This is a genomic window from Flavobacterium supellecticarium, from assembly GCF_004801375.1.
GTDB classification, from domain to species: domain Bacteria; phylum Bacteroidota; class Bacteroidia; order Flavobacteriales; family Flavobacteriaceae; genus Flavobacterium; species Flavobacterium supellecticarium.
In genome coordinates this window covers 44,462-64,131 of sequence record NZ_SSNZ01000006.1, presented here as the reverse complement: position 1 = coordinate 64,131, position 19,670 = coordinate 44,462, and the positions used below count along the sequence as shown (strand labels likewise).

The window sequence follows — 19,670 nt, the reverse complement described above, 5'->3', positions numbered from 1 at the left end:
TTCTGCTAGCAAATAAGTTTATAGCCTCTGCCTCTTACATTGATGATTTGAATGGAAGGGTCGGAGGCTAATTTTTTGCGCAGTTTTGAAATAAATACATCCATACTCCGACCGTTAAAAAAGTCGTCTTTTCCCCAGATTCGTAGTAAAGCAGCCGATTTGTCGAGGATTTCATTTTTGTTTTCCAATAGCAGTTTTAAAACCAGCGCTTCCCGATGGGTAAGGAAATAGGCCTGCTCTTTGTAGGATAACGTTTGCTTGTTGTAATTAAAATCGTAGGCGCCAATACGGTTCGCGTCGTCGGCGTTCTGACGGGAAATCCGTCCCAGTAACGCATGGATGCGAACAATAAGTTCTTCCATACTAAACGGTTTTTTGATATAATCGTTTCCGCCATAATAAAACCCGTCGACCACATCCTGTACCTGCGATTTAGCGCTTAAAAACAATAGAGGCGTGGTTGTATCGGTCTTCCGAATTTCCTGTGCCAATGTAAAACCATCTTTTTTCGGCATCATAATATCCAATACCACGGCATCCGGTTTTTCGGTTATAAAAGCCTGATACGCGTCTTCGCCGTTTAAACAATGGGTGACAATAAAATCACGGGTTTCCAGACTCTCTTTGATGATCAAACCAAGTGTGGCTTCGTCTTCCGCTAATAATATGGTGATCTTAGGATTCATAGGGCAAAGTGATTTTAAAAGTGGTTTGTATATCGGGTGTCAGTTCCAGTGTACCACCGTGTTTTACAATAATAGTCCGGGCGTAATACAAACCGATTCCAAAGCCTTTTTCGTCATGGCGGTTATGATTCGGAACGCGGTAAAATTTGTCGAAAATCTTCTGACGCTGCGATTTTTCAATTCCGGAACCCGTATCACAAACAGTAAGGATTATTTTTCCGTCGGTTGTATTCAGGTCGATTGTAATCCGATCGCCGCCATATTTAATCGCGTTGTCAATCAGATTGTTGATCACATTTTCAAAATGAAATACGTCAACAGCAGCCAAGATCGTCAGCTGTGGCTGGTTGAACAGTATCGTTTTTTCGGTGTTAATTTGTATTTTTTCGATACTATGGCGTATCAGTTCCGTAAGATCGGTGACTTCTTTTTGCAGTTGTAACTGATCACTTTCCAATACGGAAGTCTCCAGTATTTTTTCTACAATCTGATGTAGCTTGGTCAAATGCTGGTTGGAAATGGCCAGGTATTTTTTGGTCTTTTCCGGTTCGTTGTCGGTATTGAATTTCTCAATCCCTTCCAGCGCACTGGTAACGACGGCAATTGGTGTTTTGAGTTCGTGGGAAACATTGCTGATAAAATCGTTTTTAATGACAGCCAGTTGTTTTTGTTTTCGGATGATATACAACAGGTAAAAAAGAGAAAAGATAATGCACAACGATAAAATCAGTGACAATAGAATACCGGCAAGACCTTCTTTTAAGGTTTTAAAAAAGATATCCGGAAAAAATAATTCCAGCTTACTGTCTTGTGGCAGGTATGACGATTTGGAGGTTGTGGTAAAAGCATACTTTTTGTCGCCAGGGTTTTGGTATTCGGATACCGTGCGATGGTTCCGCGTGTATAAAAGACCGTATGTAAAGTCGAGTTGTTTGCGAACAAATTCCCGATCGATATACGTCGCCATTTTGGGAAGATCGATACTGTCCTGACGTACAGCAATGATGATTTTCTGAGCCAGTACCTGTATGTTTTTAATCTCGGAAACGGAAGGATTGTTTTCGTCGGAGGTGTATTTAAACATAAACCGCCGGTTTTTTTTGTCTTTGGACGTATAGCGTTTGATTTCGGTCCGGTATACCTGTACCTCTTTTTTAGGATCAGAAGCAGGCATATCAGCAGGAGGAGCAAAGTTTATCGTATCACGAGAGGTGATGTTCGATTTGGCTTTGTCGCTGTAATAGCTGTCAATTCCACTGTCGAAGGCGATTTGAATCGTGTTGATCAAACGCTGTTTGTTGGTCCGGTAGTTCGTGATATTCCAATAGATCTGTATCCCAACAGTAATCAGTACCGTAAAGGTGATCCAATAGATAATATGGTTCCGGAAAAATGATTTCATCTGTCAAAAGTAGTAACTGTTCGGTTTGCTTTTTTAGCGTTAACACTCGTTAACACTCATTACAATCCGATTAAGATTCGTCAAAATACATTTGTAACAGGAAATTACTAAAAATAACAGTATGAAAAACAGTATTACCGCCGTAATGGTATTCTTCCTTTTGTTTTGTAAAGGAGAGAGTATCGCCCAACAAAGCTTTAGCGGGAAAGCGACTTATGAATCGAAACGGGATATGTCGAAAATCAAAGTGGAAGGGAATGGCATGACGCCCGAAATGCAGCAAAATCTGATGGCGCAATTCAAAAAAAGTATGGAGAAAACCTTTGTGCTGGATTTCGATAAAACGACATCACTGTATAAAGAAGAACAAAAGCTGGATAATCCACTGACAGCATCCGGTCCGGGTGTTCGGGTGCGAATTTCGAGTAGCGGCGGACTTTTATATAAGAACGTAAAAGAGAAACGCTATATGGAAGAAAATGATATCTTCGGAAAAGAATTCCTGATTAAAGATACGTTGCCAGATTGGAAATGGGAAATGGGATCGGAAACGAAAATGATTGGCGATTATACCTGTTATAAAGCAACAGCCATTCGGAAAAGAACATTGGATCCTACTCCAAAAGATAAAAAATCAGTGTTGAATATCGACGAAGGCGCACCAAAAGAAATCCGTATTACGGCCTGGTATACGCCGGATATCCCGGTAAGTCAGGGGCCGGATAAGTATTGGGGATTGCCGGGATTGATTCTGGAAGTGAACGATGGCGATACCACAATATTGTGTTCTAAAATGGTTTTAAACCCGAAAGAGAAAGCGGTGATCAAAGAACCATCCAAAGGAAAAGAGGTGACACAAAAAGAGTACGACGAAACCCTTCGGAAAAAATCGGAAGAGAATATGGAAATGAATACAAATCAAAAAGGCCGAACCGTGATTCGTATTGGTGGTTAACCGGAAAATGAAATAGTATGTCATTTTCGTAACAAAAAATAAAAAAAAACGTCTATAAAGATTGAACCAAATTCAATTTTCAGAGTCTTATTGGGATGTAATGTTCCAAAAGAAAATAAAACCCTTGTAATGAAGAACTATCTACACCTATTATTTTGTCTATTGTCGCTATCCGCTTTTTCCCAGAATATCCGTTACGAAGGCGTGATCAAAGATACCTTGGGCGCACCGTTGGAAATGGCAAACATTATGGCGATCAACAAAGACACCAAAGCGATGGATGCCTATGCGATCACTAACGATGCAGGAAAGTTTCAAATGTCGCTTAAAGCAAATGCCAACTATACCATTAAAGCCAGTTATGTAGGTTATTCGGCCTATGAAGCCGATCTGAAAACCGGAACGGGCAATATCAGTAAAACGATACATCTTCACGAAGGAATCGATTTGCAGGGCGTTCAGATTGTTAAGGAAATGCCGGTGACGATAAAAGGCGATACGATTGTATATAATGCCGATTCGTTTAAAAACGGTACCGAAAAAAAGCTGGGCGATGTCCTGAAAAAACTTCCGGGTGTTGAGGTGAATGCCGATGGTGAGATCGAGGTGGAAGGAAAAAAAGTGCAAAAGGTAATGGTGGAAGGGAAAGATTTTTTTGACGGCGATACGAAAATCGCGACCAAAAATATCCCGGCCGATGCTTTGGATAAAATTCAGGTATTGCGGAATTATAACGAAGTGTCCAATCTGAAAGGGCTGGAAAATAATGAAGAAAACGTAGCGCTGAATATCAAACTGAAAGAAGGAAAGAAAAATTTCTGGTTTGGGGAAATGTTGGCCGGAATTGGTGTAGGACATAAAGAAGACCGCCATATTGTAAATCCGAAATTGTTTTATTACAATCCGAAATACAGTGTCAATGTGATCGGGAACCTGAATAATATCGGGGAATTGCCACTAACAATGCAGGATTATTTTAAATTTTCGGGTGGTTTTAAAAACATGATGCGAAAAGGTGGAACCTCATTTAACGTGACGTCAAACGATTTAGCGATCTTAGGACTTCGTAATAATCGGGCAAAGGAAATCGATACGCAATTCGGCGCAGCCAATTTTAGCTATAATCCGTCGAAAGCCTGGACATTAAGCGGATTTGGTATTTTTTCAGCCAGTAAAACCGACCTTGAAACCAACTCGAGAACGGTGCGAACCGATAATCTGCCGGATGGAACTACCGCTACGGTTACGGAGGAACGTCAGGATCTTACCCGTCAAAAAACAAACCTGGGCCTGTTTAAATTGAGTTCCAGTTATGTGCCATCAGATAAAGTGCATTTTGATTATGACGCGTTTATCAAAGTATCGGATCAAAAAGAAGCGAATAGTGTTTATTCTAGTTTGCTGGATGATATCTATACCAATAAAAAACAAAAACCATTTTCAATTAGTCAGAATCTGAATTACTATTATACGCTAAACGCGAAAAACGTTTTTGCGTTTGAAATGCAACATTTGTATCAGGAAGAAGATCCGTTTTATAATGCCAATCTGCAATTGCAACCGTTTCAGTTACCGGGTTATGTGGTCGGACAAAACCGAAATGATCTGACACAAAATCGTTTGGTAAAAACCAATAAGCTGGATGCGAAGTTCGATTATTACTATATGCTGACGCCGAAAAGCAATATCAATGTGACCGTTGGAAATACCTTTTCAAACCAGCATTTTAACTCGCATATTTTTCAGATTCTGGACAATGGAAATACCAACGATCTAAACGATCCGCAGAACAACAACGATGTGGATTATACGTTTAACGATGTATTCCTGGGCTTACATTACAAATTCATTACCGGGAAGTTTACGTTTAATCCGGGTTTTAGTTTGCATAGCTATACGATGAATAACGAACAGTTGCAATCGGAATTTAAAAACAATTTTGTTCGTGTACTGCCGGATTTTTACGCTTTATACCAGATCAAAAAATCGGAAACGCTGACATATAATTTTTCCCTGACAAATAATTTTACTGATATCAATAAACTGGCAGAAGGGTATGTGTTTTCAAACTATAACAGTTTGTTTAGCGGAAACAGAACTCTGGAAAATTCGTTGTCTCAGGTACACAGTCTTCGTTATTTTAAATACAATATGTTTAATTTCGAAAATATTTTTGCGAACATTACCTATACCAAACAAACGGATGCTGTAAAATCGAAAGCCCTTTTCGACGGTGTAAACCAGGTATCGTCTTCGGTGAATATGCAATCGGCTTTTGCAGACGAAAGTTTTACGGCAAATGCGAATTACGGTCGGTCGTTCCTACGTTATTACAAAGCATCGATCGGTGGGAATTTTAGCTGGAGCAAAAATAACAATATCCGGGTGTTCCAGAATGGCGTAGAGGAAATCCAAACAACCGATTCGTACACTCAGAATTACAATGTGAAGTTTGCTACGAATTTTAAAAAGCTTCCGAATCTGGAATTGGGCTACGGATTTACGAAAAATGATTTCTATAGCGATACGTTTTTTGTGGATAGTCCTTCTGTAACGTTGGAGTATTTCTTCCTGGATGCTTTTTCGTTTACGTCTGATTATACCTTTTATCATAACCGAAATAAAGCGAATACAATCGATAACGAATACGATTTCCTGAATGCGAGTTTGTCGTATCAGAAAAAAGATAGTAAGTGGGAATACAAACTGGCGGCAACGAATTTATTAAATACGACCTCACTAAACGATAGTAGTTTTAATCAGTTGGGTGGATCGAGTAGTTTTTCGCAATATCTGGTACAGCCGCGTTATATTATCTTTAGTTTAAAATACAATTTATAAGACTTTTGATTCCGGTAAAAACCGGTTGTAAGCAATAAAAAAAGGCTGTCTAATTTTTAGACAGCCCTTTTTTGTATATGTTTCAACTATAGACCAAACGCTTCTTTAACCGCGTCTACATAGTCTAATTTTTCCCATGTGAACAATTCTACGGTAACGGTTTTTTCTTTTCCACCTGGTGCAATAAACGTTTTGGTTACGGTTTCCGGAGTTCTTCCCATATGACCGTATGCAGCCGTTTCGCTATAAATCGGATTTCTTAGTTTTAAACGTTGTTCGATAAAATACGGACGCATATCAAAAATGCTTTCTACTTTTTTTGCGATTTCACCATCGGTAAGATTTACTTTCGAGGTTCCGTAGGTATTGATATAAATACCCATTGGTTTTGCGACACCGATAGCATACGATACCTGAACCAAAATCTCATCGGCAATACCGGCAGCAACAAGGTTTTTAGCGATATGACGGGTAGCATAAGCCGCACTTCGGTCTACTTTACTCGGATCTTTTCCGGAGAAAGCACCACCACCGTGTGCGCCTTTACCACCATAGGTATCGACAATAATTTTTCGTCCTGTTAACCCGGTATCACCATGTGGTCCACCGATAACAAATTTACCGGTAGGGTTAATATGGTACTGTATTTTGTCGTTAAATAAATGTGCATATTGCGGGTTTTTTGCAATGATACGCGGAATTAAAATCGCGATAATATCGTTTTTGATTTTAGCCAGCATGGTTGCTTCATCAGCAAAATCATCGTGTTGCGTCGAAATTACAATAGCATCGATACGTACTGGCTTGTTGTTATTATCATATTCCAGAGTTACCTGCGATTTCGCATCTGGTCGTAAATACGTGATTTCGTTGTTCTCTCTTCGCAATTCGGAAAGCTCCTGTAATAATTTGTGAGAAAGATTCAACGCCAACGGCATAAAATCTTCGGTTTCGTTGGTTGCATAACCAAACATCATTCCCTGGTCACCAGCACCCTGATCTTCTTTGTTGGAACGGTCTACACCCTGATTGATGTCTTGTGATTGTTCGTGAATAGCCGAAAGTACACCACAAGAGTTGGCTTCGAACATATATTCACTTTTGGTATAACCGATTTTTTTGATCACTTCACGTGCAATTTGTTGTACGTCCAGGTAAATTTTCGATTTTACCTCTCCGGCAAGAATAACCTGTCCGGTAGTAACTAACGTTTCGCATGCTACTTTCGATTCAGGGTCGAAAGCTAAAAAGTTATCAATTAATGCATCAGAAATTTGATCAGCAATTTTATCCGGATGTCCTTCACTTACTGATTCTGACGTAAACAAATAAGCCATAAGTTCAATTTTTATGATTAAGCGAGGAAAAACTAGTGCAGGAAACGCGTAAAGAAGTGACTACTGCTTTAGCATTTTTTTAATACCGATAGTACTATCGATAAGAGGTTGCAATCAGTTCAAATTTTTCCTCTTAAAATTTTTGTTTGCAAATTTATAAAAGACTTCGTTCTAAATAAAGAAAAAAAGCAAAAAAAAACAACAAAAACAATTTAAAATGTGAAAACTATGATTTTAACAATTGCCATATTGTTAGGCTATGTAATTAAATTATTACATTCGTTGCATTATAACTCTTAAAAAATTTTCACATGAAGAAAAAATTACTTTCTTTATTATTTTGTCTTCCTCTTTTTGGACAAGCACAAAATCTTTACAATTATGGTTTTAATGGTACAACCGCTGATTTAACAACTGCAGGTTGGGTAAGAACCAATCAGAGTACTACTGCGTCTACAACATTATGGACAGTAGCCAGCTATACTCCGGTGGTAGTAAGTGCAACCGTTAACCCAACTCCATTCCAGACTCAGGCCTATACAACTGGACAAACGTGTCCAATTCCCAACGGACAGGACGGAACGCCTAATACATTTGCTTTGGTAAACTTTACCAGTACATCAAGTACTTTGACGTCTGGTGCGACCATTAGTAACTGGTTAATTTCGCCAGTTGTTACAGTACAAAACGGTGACGTTATTTCGTTCTATACCCGTTTAGGGAAATATTCGGCTACCAATACAGCTTCTTATGCAGATAACTTACAAGTGCGTATGAGTACAAATGGTGCGGCAACTGTAAACCCATCTACAGGACCAACTGCTGTAGGTGATTTTACAAACTTATTAGTAGAAATCAACCCTACTCAAAACTTAACTTCTTACCCGACTAACTGGACGCAGTATTCGTATACAGTAACCGGATTAACCGGACCAACTGCTGTAAAAATCGGTTTCAGATATTTTGTAACAAATGGTGGTCCTAACGGATCCAACTCTGATATCATCGGAATTGATACCTTCTCTGTTGACAGACCATTAGGAACTCAGGATTTCTTTGCTAAAAACTTCTCTGTATTCCCGAACCCGGCTAATGATGTGTTAAACATTGCGGCTAAAAACGGAATGGAAATCAAAGGAATTCAGGTTACAGATTTAAACGGAAGAATCGTAAAATCGGTAGCGGTACAAGGACAAGCTGAGGCTCAGATCAATGTTTCTGATTTAACTGCAGGAGCTTATTTTGTTTCTGTACAATCAAATGAAGGAACAGCTACATCGAAGTTCTTGAAAAACTAAATAGATATTCTATAATTATTGGATCAAACCCATCTGTTTCAGGTGGGTTTTTTTTGTTTTTTGTTAATAAGAATCTTAAAAAACAAAAAGCAAAATAACTGTCGGAGATCAAACAAAAAACGAGGATGTAAAAAAGGAGCCTTTTTTAATAGAATCTAAATACGTAGTATTTAGGGAACTGCAAACAAAGAAATGAAATGTTAAAATTTATTTTTTTGTTTGGTTATTCCAAAAATAGTTTTCAATTTTGCTTCATCAAATAGAAATAACAAAATGAAATCAATTAAGCGATATATGTGTATTATGATGTGGAAACGTTCCGCAGAGGATACTCTTGCTTAATTTTGAAAGTCTCATTTTAAAAATATAGCATCAAAGCCTCTGCAAAAAGCAGGGGCTTTTTTTATTTAACAACAATCCAGGTTTAGATAGTATTAAAAATTAAACAATAAGAATCCAAACAAAATGAAGGCAACAGCAATTAAAATGATGATGAAACGAATGATGTGTATTTGTATGTACGCAACCCATTGCTATTGCCAAAAGCGAATGACTTAGTCTAGTTTATATAGTTCAAACTGTAAAGTCCTTTTGGTAAAGCGCCAAAAGGACTTTTTTTTTAATCAAAATCTAACTTTAAATTCATAAAAACATGAGCACTCAGAAATTTTCAACAAACGCATTGCACGCAGGACATAACGTAAAAAATAACGCAGGAACTCGTGCCGTACCTATTTATCAGACAACATCCTATGTATTTAACAATGCCGAACACGCGGCTAATCTGTTCGGATTAACAGAAGCAGGATATATCTATACCCGATTAAATAACCCGACCAATGATATACTGGAACAACGCCTGGCGGCTTTGGAAGGTGGTATCGGAGCCGTGGTGACGGCTTCCGGAACGGCTGCAATCGCTACAACGCTTTTAGTATTACTGCGATCCGGCGATCATATCGTGGCTTCCAACAGTCTGTATGGCGGAACCTATAATTTATTGAATGTAACCTTACCGCGACTGGGGATTACCACCACGTTTGTGGATCCTTCCGATCCGGAAAACTTTACAAAAGCAGCTCAGGAAAATACACGGGCGTTTTTTGCAGAAAGCCTTGGAAATCCAAAATTGGATGTACTGGATCTCAAGGCCATTTCCAAACAGGCGCAACAATTTAAGGTACCGTTTATTGTAGACAATACCGTGGCAACGCCCTATTTGTTAAACCCGATTGAACACGGGGCAAATATTGTAATTCACTCGCTAACAAAATATATATCCGGTAACGGAACTTCGTTAGGAGGTGTCATTATCGATGCCGGAAATTTTGACTGGAGTAACGGGAAGTTCCCGGAATTTACAGAACCGTCAACCGGATACCACGGACTCGTATACCAGGTAGCATTAGGAAATGCCGCTTTTATCGCGAAAGTACGAATCGAAGGACTACGGGATTTTGGAGCCGCTTTAAGTCCGTTTAATGCTTTTCAGATTATTCAGGGATTAGAAACACTGGATATCCGGGTGAAAAAACACAGTGAAAATGCATTGGAACTGGCACAATGGCTGGAACAACAGGAAGAAGTGGCCTGGGTGAATTATCCGGGATTACCATCCAGTCGTTATCATGAGTTGGCTAAACAATACCTGCCAAAAGGGCAAAACGGAGTGCTAACCTTTGGCTTAAAAGGTGGTTTTGATGCCGCACGATTGGTGGCCGATGAAACAAAATTGTTTTCGCTGCTGGCTAATATCGGTGATTCTAAGTCACTGATTATTCATCCAACGAGTACCACGCACCAACAGTTAACCGATGAACAGCAGGAAGCTACGGGAGTAACCAAAGATTTAGTCCGCTTGTCGGTAGGTCTTGAAGACCTGGAAGATTTGAAAACCGACCTGAGACAGGCATTTGAAAAAGTTAAATTAAAAAGAGAAGTAACATCATGAGTACCAAAATAGTAAACGTATTAGGATTTGTTGAAAACAGCGAACAATTCGTTGTGAAAACAGAAAATTTCAAAGTAAGAATAAGTAATAATGTAGTTCTGGGTGACCAGAATGGTCCCAGTCCCGTTGAGTTTTTACTCGCAGGGTTTGCCGGAAGTATCAATGCCGTAGGTCACATCGTTGCCAGAGAGCTTAAATTGGATCTGAAAGCCCTTCAGATCGAAATATCCGGTGAACTCGAAACCAGTAAAATAGCAGGTCTGGATACCAATAGCAGACCCGGTTTAAAGCGTATAGAAGTAGTTGTGAAACCAACTACAGATGCCTCGCTGGTAGTACTAAAACAATGGATCGATACCGTAAAAGAAAGATGCCCGCTACGCGATAGTCTGCTCAACACGTCTTCGGTTTTACTTACACTGGTAAAAGAATATACGACATCGGAAGTGATCTGACAAGATCCCTTCCGATCGGAAAAAGAAAATTAAGTTGTTTTGTTTGTTTTTACTGCCTCTGACACGTCTGCAATCGTTAGAGGCAGTTTCAAAAAAAGAAAAAGGAATGAGTAGTATACATAAAATAGATCTGTTTGATTTTAGACTGGAGAATGCCGCGGTGAAAAGATGGATTCCATTGTATTATCAGTATTTCGGACAACCCGTCGGAACGGCTCCGGTGGTATTGGTAAACCATGCGTTAACCGGAAATTCACAGGTAACCGGTGAAAACGGATGGTGGAAAAGTCTGATCGGTTCCGGGGCGGTTATTGATACCGATTATTATACCGTAATCGCTTTTAATATACCGGGCAATGGCTATGACGGAAATCCGGATAACCTGATTCTTAATTATACAGACTTTACAACAAAAGATATTGCTGCAATTTTTTGGGAAGGATTGGAATCCCTCGGAATTCAAAAATTGTTCGCGGTAATCGGCGGAAGTCTTGGTGGCGGAATTGCCTGGGAAATGGCCTTTCTAAAACCACTGCAAATTGAAAACCTGATTCCCATTGCAACCGACTGGAAAGCGACCGACTGGCTGATTGCTAATGTGTTGGTTCAGGATAAAATTCTGAACAATTCCGAAAATCCAATTCATGATGCCCGATTGCATGCCATGTTATTGTATCGTACGCCTTTGTCACTAAACAAAAAATTTAACCGGGAACAGAATGATCCCAATAAAGAATATAAGGTAGAAGGTTGGTTATTGCATCATGGTGAAAAGCTTAAAAACAGGTTTCAGCTGGCATCCTATAAACTGATGAATCATTTACTCAAAACCATAGGTGAAGCAAGCCATTGTGGTAGTTTTTTGCAATTCGGAAAAGAAACGACAGCACATATTCACCTGGTGGCCGTAGACAGCGATTATTTTTTTACTGTCGATCAAAACCGGGAGACTTACGAAATTCTAAAAAGAGTCCATACCAACGTTTATTATCACGAAATACAATCCATTCACGGGCACGATGCTTTTCTGATTGAATTCGAACAATTAAATACCCTACTACAAAAGATATTTATAACTGCTAAACAAAAAATACAATGAAAATATTAAAATTTGGAGGAAAGTCGCTGGCTTATAATGGCGGTTTCGATAAGGTACTCCGTATTATTCAGGACAAAGTCGAAAATCAGGAGAAGATTGCAGTAGTGGTTTCGGCTATCGGAAATGCCACAAATGAACTGGAACAAATACTGGAAGCCGCTTCAAAAAACAAATCCTATATCAAACAATTGGAAACGTTTAAAAAGGAGCAACAGGGAAATTCGACAGCCGATCTTTCCAGTGAGTTTTCCCTACTCGATAAATTGTTCGAAGGTGTAGCACTTTTAGGAGATTACAGCCCTAAAATTAAAGATAACGTACTGGCTCAGGGCGAAGTTATCGCTGCAAAGGTCGTTACAGAAGCATTACAACAAAAAGGACTCAATGCTAATTTTTCCGATACGCGATTACTGATCAAGACCGATACCAAATTCGGAAATGCACAACCGCTGGAACAGACCTCACGAAAGAATATCCTCAATCACTTCAAACAACATAACGGCACCACCATTAATGTTATCACCGGGTTTATCGGATCGAATGTCAATAACGAAACCACAACCTTGGGCCGTAACGGAAGTAATTATACCGCCTCTTTAATTGCCAATTACCTCGAAGCAGAAGAACTACAAAATTATACCCATGTGGATGGTATCTATACTGCCAATCCCGATCTGGTAAAAGACGCTAAAAAAATAGAGCGGTTGTCGTTTAACGAAGCCAACGAACTGGCCAACTTCGGAGCGACCATACTACACGCGAAAACCATCGTACCGCTTATCGAAAAAAATATCCCGCTTCGGGTACTGAATACTTTTAATCATAACAACAAGGGAACGTTGATCACGGCCATGTCGGATAACGAAGGAATTAAAACACTTTCGGTACTGGATAATGTTGCATTGATCAACCTGGAAGGGAGAGGTCTCTTGGGTAAAACCGGAATCGATGCCCGTATTTTCCGCGTGATGGCCGATAATGAGATCAGTGTGAGTATTATTTCACAGGGATCATCCGAAAGGGGAATCGGAATTATAGTGGCGGCCGATAAAGTGACCAAAGCAATCGTAGGTTTGGAACGGGAGTTTGAAAATGATTTTTATAATAAGGATGTAAGTAAAATCACAGCCAACGATGATGTAGCAGTGATTTCTATTATTGGTCAGGATCTGAGTACGTTCCATAAACCGTATACGGCTTTAATCCGAAATAAAATTGTACCGGTATTGTTTAATAATACCGTAACCGGTAAAAATGTGAGTTTGGTTGTCCGAAAAGCACAAACCCACAAGGCGCTAAATGTGATTCACGGAGAAATATTCGGTGTGGCCAAAAAAATCAATATTGCAGTGTTCGGACATGGATTGGTTGGTGGAACACTGATTGATCAGGTTTTGGCTTCCGCAGCGAATATTGAAAAAATAAAAGGAATCAAACTCAACATTTTTGCCATTGGAAATTCCAAAAAAGCACTATTCAATAAGGACGGAATTACAGCCGATTGGCGACAGGAAATCCAGCAAAACGGAAAAGTGTACAGTGTGGATGACGTAATCGATTATGCTGAGGAACACCATTTGGAAAACCTGATTGCCATTGATAATACCGCCAGTGCCGATTTTATCGAAAACTATATTCCGCTGGCTGAAAAAAGTTTCGATCTGATCTCGTCGAATAAAATAGCGAATACCGTTGGATATGCGTTCTATCAAAAACTCCGTAAAACGCTGGCCGATAATCAGAAAAATTATTTATACGAAACCAATGTAGGCGCGGGCTTACCACTTATCGACACCATTAAATTACTACATCTTTCCGGGGAGAATATCACCAAGATAAAAGGCGTGTTTTCCGGTACGTTAAGTTATTTGTTTAATCATTTTTCAGTCGAAAACAGACCGTTTAGTCAGGTGTTGAAGGAAGCGGTCGACAAAGGTTTTACCGAACCCGATCCGCGCGAAGATCTTAGTGGAAATGATGTGGCGCGTAAATTACTGATCCTGGCTCGGGAACTTGATCTGCAAAATGAGTTTGAAGAAATTAAAATACAAAACCTGATCCCGGAACAATTACAGCAAGGTAGTGCTTCGGAATTTTTAAACCGGATTTCCGAACTGGACCCATTGTATCAGTCGGTAAAAGAAAAACAGCAACCGGGTTATGTATTGCGTTACATCGGCGAATTGTCGGGCGACTTACAACAGGACAAAGGTAATCTCGATGTAAAATTAGTCTCTGTTCCGGGGAATTCAGCGTTGGGACAATTAAAAGGTTCCGATTCGATTTTTGAAATCTATACCGATTCGTACGGTGATCAACCAATTATAATTCAAGGTGCCGGTGCCGGTGCTTCGGTAACCGCAAGAGGTGTCTTTGGCGATATTCTGCGATTATCGGAAAAGAAATAAAACTATCTTAAAACAAACAAAATCATGAGCAACTCACCATTGGGATTCGAAACGCAGGCTATTCGAACTCAGACAGAACGCAGTCAGTATTTGGAACATTCGGTACCATTGTACCTTACGTCCAGTTTTATTTTTGAAGATGCCGAAGATATGCGGGCTTCTTTTGCCGAAGAAAAAAATAGGAATATTTACAGTCGGTTTTCCAACCCAAACACCAGCGAATTTGTGGAGAAAATCTGCAAAATGGAAGGTGCCGAGTCGGGTTATGCCTTTGCTACCGGAATGGCGGCGGTGTATTCGACCTTTGCTGCGCTGTTAAATGCCGGTGATCATATCGTGTCGGCCAGTAGTGTATTCGGATCGACCCATACGCTTTTTACAAAGTATTTTCCAAAATGGAATATTACAACCAGCTACTTTACTATTACCGAACCGGAAACAATCGAAAGTTATATCCAACCGAACACTCGTATTCTGTTTGCTGAATCGCCAACCAATCCCGCCGTGGATATTCTCGATCTGGAATATCTGGGAAAAATTGCTAAAAAACACAACCTGATTCTGATTGTCGATAACTGTTTTGCGACACCGTATCTTCAGAATCCAATTGCCTTTGGAGCCGATTTGGTGATCCATTCGGCAACCAAATTAATCGACGGTCAAGGTCGGGTTTTGGGAGGTGTGACAGTTGGAAAAGAAGAACTCATCCGGGAGATTTATCTTTTTTCACGAAATACGGGACCGGCTTTAGCACCATTTAACGCCTGGATTTTGTCAAAAAGTTTGGAAACACTACCGGTTCGGGTGGAAAAACATTGTGAAAATGCTGAGAAAATCGCGCACTTTTTAGAAAGTCATCCCAACGTACAAACGGTAAAATATCCTTTTTTAAGGTCACATCCGCAATATGAAATCGCCAAAAAACAAATGCGATTGGGCGGAAATATTGTCGCTTTCGAAATCAAAGGAGGGATTGCTGCCGGACGACAGTTTCTGGACAAAATCAAACTGTGTTCCTTGTCGGCAAATTTAGGAGATACCCGAACGATCGTTACACATCCGGCGTCTACCACACATAGTAAACTGACGGAACAGGAACGTCTGGCGGTTAGTATTACCGATGGATTAGTACGGATTTCAGCCGGTTTGGAAAGTGTAAACGACATCATTGCCGATCTCGAACAAGCACTCGTGTAGCAATTTAAGCACGGAAATTTGGTTGGTATAAAACAATTGCGTTATTTTGCACTGTTCTTATACAGACTGAAATGTTATCACGAAAGGCAGAGGGAATAGACCCGATGAAGCCTTAGCAACCCTTTACTCTTTAAAGAAGGTGCTACATTCTACCCGAAAACAATGCAAATTGGTTTTCAGGATAGATAACAAAGAATACTTTTCTGGTATTCCTTCTCTCTTTACGGATGACATTTTTTACGCTGATTTTCAGAACTGCAAAAAGCTAAGACTATATGTTTATAGTGCTATAGGCGCTGTTTTCATATTGACTTTGGCTAAAACTAAAAAAAACTAAAAAATGTCAAAGATTAATGAAGCGCTGCAAAACAGAATCCTGATTCTTGACGGAGCAATGGGAACGATGTTACAGCGATACAACTTTTCGGAAGAAGATTTTAGAGGCGAGCGATTTAAAGATTTCCCGCATCCGCTAAAAGGAAACAACGATCTCCTTTCCATTACACAACCACAGGCGATTCGCGAAATCCACGCGCAATATTTTGACGCGGGTGCCGATATTGTCGAAACCAATACGTTTTCGGGAACTACTATCGGTATGGCCGATTATCACCTGGAAGATCTGGTGTACGAACTCAACTACGAATCGGCTAAAATTGCCCGTGAAGTAGCCGATACATTCACGGCGCAAAATCCAGATAAACCACGTTTTGTAGCTGGTTCTATAGGGCCAACCAACCGTACGGCCAGTATGTCGCCCGATGTAAATGATCCCGGATATCGCGCAGTTACTTTCGATGATTTACGAATTGCTTATAAACAACAGGTCGAAGCACTTATTGATGGCGGAAGTGATATATTACTGGTTGAAACCATTTTCGATACATTGAATGCAAAAGCCGCTTTGTTTGCAATCGATGAGGTAAAAGAAGAACGCAATCTCGATATCCCGGTAATGGTGAGCGGTACGATTACGGATGCTTCCGGTAGAACCTTGTCCGGACAAACGGTTGAGGCTTTCCTGATTTCGATTTCGCATATTCCGTTGCTAAGTGTTGGATTTAACTGTGCTTTGGGAGCCGATCAGTTAAAACCGTATTTAAAACGACTGGCACACAATACTTCTTTTAATATATCGGCGCATCCGAATGCCGGATTGCCCAACGCTTTCGGACAATACGATCAGACACCGGAAGAAATGCAGGTTTTGATAAGAGAATATCTCGACGATAACCTGATCAATATTATTGGCGGCTGCTGTGGAACTACTCCGGAGCATATTCGCCTGATTGCTGAAGTGGCGAAAGATTACCAACCCAGAATTTTAGAATAGAGAGCATGACTGAAGCAGATTGTAAAAAATACTTGCGATTATCAGGATTAGAACCGTTGATTATCACTCCGGAAAGTATTTTCGTGAATGTAGGGGAACGCACCAATGTGACCGGGTCACGGAAATTTTTGCGCCTGATAAAAGAAGAAAAATATGAAGAAGCACTCGATATTGCCCGTGCTCAGGTAGAAGGTGGCGCGCAGATTGTCGATATTAATATGGATGAAGGGATGCTCGATGGTGTAGCTGCAATGACCCGATTCCTGAATCTTGTCGCTTCGGAACCTGATATCTCCCGTGTACCGGTAATGATTGATAGCTCCAAATGGGAAATCATCGAGGCCGGTTTAAAAGTTGTACAGGGAAAATGTGTCGTGAATTCCATCAGTCTAAAAGAAGGTGAAGCGACATTTATCCACCATGCTAAATTGATTAAACGCTATGGTGCGGCTGTGATTGTGATGGCTTTCGATGAAGCCGGACAAGCAGACACGTATGAACGTCGGATTGAAATCTGTAAGCGTTCCTATGATATTTTGGTTGATCAGGTAGGATTTCCGGCGGAAGATATCATTTTCGATCCGAATATTTTTCCAGTGGCTACCGGAATGGAAGAACACCGTCGCAATGCGCTTGATTTTTTCCACGCGACAAAATGGATTCGTGAAAACCTGCCATATACTAATGTAAGCGGTGGAGTGAGTAATGTGTCTTTTTCTTTCCGCGGAAACGACCGGGTACGTGAAGCGATGCATTCGGCTTTCCTGTATCATGCCATTCAGCACGGAATGTCGATGGGGATTGTAAATCCGGAGATGTTGGAGGTATACGATGAAATTCCAAAGGATTTACTGGAATATGTAGAAGACGTATTGCTGGATCGTAGAGATGACGCAACCGAGCGACTGTTGGTATTTGCCGAAAATGTAAAAGGCGATGCCAAAACGATCGAAAAACAAAATCAGGAATGGCGTAACGGAACCGTACAGGAACGACTCACACATGCATTGGTAAAAGGAATCGATGAGTTTGTAGAACTTGATGTGGAAGAAGCACGCCAAATGGTACAGAAACCGATTGAGGTGATCGAAATAAACCTGATGGCCGGAATGAATGTTGTAGGCGATTTGTTTGGAAATGGAAAAATGTTCCTGCCACAGGTGGTCAAATCGGCCAGAGTAATGAAAAAAGCGGTGGCTTATTTGTTACCGTTTATCGAAGCGGGCAAAGACGGAGCATCCCGTTCGGCCGGAAAGATTTTGATGGCAACCGTAAAAGGCGATGTACATGATATTGGTAAAAATATTGTCTCGGTAGTTTTAGGATGCAATAACTTTGAAATCATCGATTTAGGGGTGATGGTTCCGCCGGAAAAAATTATCGAAATCGCAGTTAAAGAACAGGTCGATATTATCGGTCTGAGTGGATTGATCACACCATCGTTGGATGAAATGGTGTATCTGGCCAAAGAGATGGATAAGCTCAATATAAAAATTCCACTAATGATTGGTGGAGCGACGACGTCCCGTGCGCATACGGCTGTAAAGATCGCTCCGGAATATTCCGAAACAGTAGTACATGTGAATGATGCTTCGCGAGCCGTAACGGTAGCTGGAAATCTGATCAATCAAAATGTTAAAACGGATTATGCCAAAGCCATACGTTCGGAATACGACGAGTTACGGGAAGGTTTTTTAAACCGTTCGCGCGATAAAAACTTCCTGACAATAGCCGAAGCACGCGCCAACAAACTGAAATTGGATTGGGATCAGTTTATACCACAAAAGCCGTATAAAACCGGAGTACATACCATTACGGTTCGATTGAAAGAACTGGTCGGTTATATCGACTGGACACCGTTTTTCAGAACCTGGGATTTGCATGGGAAATACCCAAATATTTTAGAAGATGAAGTGGTAGGAGAACAGGCAATAATCTTGTTTCAGGATGCACAAAAAATGTTAGAGCAACTTATAACCGAAAACTGGTTGGAAGCCAAAGGAATTTATGGGGTTTTTCCGGCCAATCAGGTAAACGACGACGATATCGAAGTGTATGATGAGAAAGGAAACATATTGGAAACGTTTTTAACGCTACGACAACAATCACAAAAAACAAAAGGAGCGCCTAATATTGCTTTGTCCGATTTTATAGCGCCAAAAGAGAGCGAAAAACAGGATTATATCGGCGCTTTTTGTGTTACAACCGGTTTTGGAGTGGATGAAAAGGCAGCTGAATTTGAAGCGGCTCACGACGATTATAACTCAATTATGATCAAGGCGTTGGGTGACCGATTTGCAGAAGCGTTTGCCGAATTCCTGCACGAAAAAGTGCGAAAAGAAATCTGGGGATATGCTTCTGATGAGGTGCTGAGTAATGACGAACTGATTTCCGAAAAGTACAAAGGAATACGGCCGGCACCCGGTTATCCGGCTTGTCCCGATCACCTTGAAAAAAATACAATATGGACATTACTCGACGTAGAAAACAAAATCGGAGTAAAGCTAACGGAAAGTCTGGCCATGTGGCCGGCGTCTTCGGTATCCGGTTATTATTTCGGAAATCCCGAAAGTAAATATTTCGGACTGGGGAAGATAAAAGAAGATCAGGTTCGCGATTATGCACAACGTCGCAAGGTACCGTATGAGTATGCCGAAAAATGGTTGAATCCGAATATAGCCGATTAACAAAAGGAAATTATAACATTT

Annotated in this window: 13 protein-coding genes and 1 riboswitch; of the genes, 10 read left to right on the top strand and 3 right to left on the bottom strand. The window is 40.4% G+C overall.

Going from position 1 to position 19,670, the window contains the following annotated elements; all coding sequences use genetic code 11:
- Positions 1-5: 5 nt before the first annotated feature.
- Together E6C50_RS12865 and E6C50_RS12860 are read right to left on the bottom strand one after the other, a co-directional pair.
- Entirely contained in the window at positions 6-686 is a 681-nt protein-coding gene (locus E6C50_RS12865; RefSeq protein ID WP_136403638.1) for a response regulator transcription factor, read from the bottom strand.
- On the bottom strand, positions 676-2,088 hold the full coding sequence (locus E6C50_RS12860; RefSeq protein ID WP_136403637.1) for a sensor histidine kinase: 1,413 nt from the start codon (positions 2,086-2,088) through the stop codon (positions 676-678). Before E6C50_RS12860 ends, E6C50_RS12865 begins: the two co-directional genes overlap by 11 nt.
- A gap of 121 nt (positions 2,089-2,209) precedes the next feature.
- Between E6C50_RS12860 and E6C50_RS12855 the strand changes: the two genes are divergently transcribed.
- Both E6C50_RS12855 and E6C50_RS12850 read left to right on the top strand, forming a co-directional pair.
- Positions 2,210-3,043: a GLPGLI family protein gene (locus tag E6C50_RS12855; RefSeq protein ID WP_136403636.1), complete on the top strand. Its 834-nt coding sequence runs from the start codon at positions 2,210-2,212 to the stop codon at positions 3,041-3,043.
- A 129-nt stretch (positions 3,044-3,172) separates the two neighbouring features.
- On the top strand, positions 3,173-5,884 hold the full coding sequence (locus tag E6C50_RS12850) for a TonB-dependent receptor (protein ID WP_136403635.1): 2,712 nt from the start codon (positions 3,173-3,175) through the stop codon (positions 5,882-5,884).
- 86 nt (positions 5,885-5,970) lie between these two features.
- On the opposite strand, the gene metK is transcribed toward E6C50_RS12850, so the two are convergent.
- Positions 5,971-7,221 carry a methionine adenosyltransferase gene (metK, locus tag E6C50_RS12845; RefSeq protein ID WP_136403634.1) on the bottom strand — a complete coding sequence of 417 codons (1,251 nt, stop codon included), beginning with the start codon at positions 7,219-7,221 and terminating at the stop codon, positions 5,971-5,973.
- A gap of 311 nt (positions 7,222-7,532) precedes the next feature.
- Here metK and E6C50_RS12840 point away from each other — a divergent pair, with 311 nt between their 5' ends.
- From E6C50_RS12840 to metH, 8 genes are all read left to right on the top strand, one after another.
- Positions 7,533-8,519 carry a T9SS-dependent choice-of-anchor J family protein gene (locus E6C50_RS12840; RefSeq protein WP_136403633.1) on the top strand — a complete coding sequence of 329 codons (987 nt, stop codon included), beginning with the start codon at positions 7,533-7,535 and terminating at the stop codon, positions 8,517-8,519.
- A gap of 652 nt (positions 8,520-9,171) precedes the next feature.
- The gene (locus E6C50_RS12835) at positions 9,172-10,470 is read left to right on the top strand and encodes an O-acetylhomoserine aminocarboxypropyltransferase/cysteine synthase family protein (protein WP_136403632.1); all 1,299 of its coding nucleotides are present in this window, start codon (positions 9,172-9,174) and stop codon (positions 10,468-10,470) included.
- Entirely contained in the window at positions 10,467-10,925 is a 459-nt protein-coding gene (locus tag E6C50_RS12830; protein ID WP_136403631.1) for an OsmC family protein, read from the top strand. Before E6C50_RS12835 ends, E6C50_RS12830 begins: the two co-directional genes overlap by 4 nt.
- A 106-nt stretch (positions 10,926-11,031) precedes the next feature.
- On the top strand, positions 11,032-12,024 hold the full coding sequence (locus tag E6C50_RS12825) for an alpha/beta fold hydrolase (protein WP_136403630.1): 993 nt from the start codon (positions 11,032-11,034) through the stop codon (positions 12,022-12,024).
- Positions 12,021-14,432 carry a bifunctional aspartate kinase/homoserine dehydrogenase I gene (gene thrA / locus E6C50_RS12820; protein WP_136403629.1) on the top strand — a complete coding sequence of 804 codons (2,412 nt, stop codon included), beginning with the start codon at positions 12,021-12,023 and terminating at the stop codon, positions 14,430-14,432. The genes E6C50_RS12825 and thrA overlap by 4 nt, the downstream gene beginning before the upstream one ends.
- Before the next feature lie 24 nt (positions 14,433-14,456).
- Complete coding sequence (locus E6C50_RS12815; protein WP_136403628.1) at positions 14,457-15,629, top strand: trans-sulfuration enzyme family protein; 1,173 nt, start codon at positions 14,457-14,459, stop codon at positions 15,627-15,629.
- 71 nt (positions 15,630-15,700) lie between these two features.
- A riboswitch (SAM riboswitch) is annotated at positions 15,701-15,821 on the top strand.
- 148 nt (positions 15,822-15,969) lie between these two features.
- The gene (locus E6C50_RS12810) at positions 15,970-16,962 is read left to right on the top strand and encodes a homocysteine S-methyltransferase family protein (RefSeq protein WP_136403627.1); all 993 of its coding nucleotides are present in this window, start codon (positions 15,970-15,972) and stop codon (positions 16,960-16,962) included.
- 5 nt (positions 16,963-16,967) lie between these two features.
- On the top strand, positions 16,968-19,649 hold the full coding sequence (gene metH, locus E6C50_RS12805) for a methionine synthase (RefSeq protein WP_136403626.1): 2,682 nt from the start codon (positions 16,968-16,970) through the stop codon (positions 19,647-19,649).
- Positions 19,650-19,670: the final 21 nt, after the last annotated feature.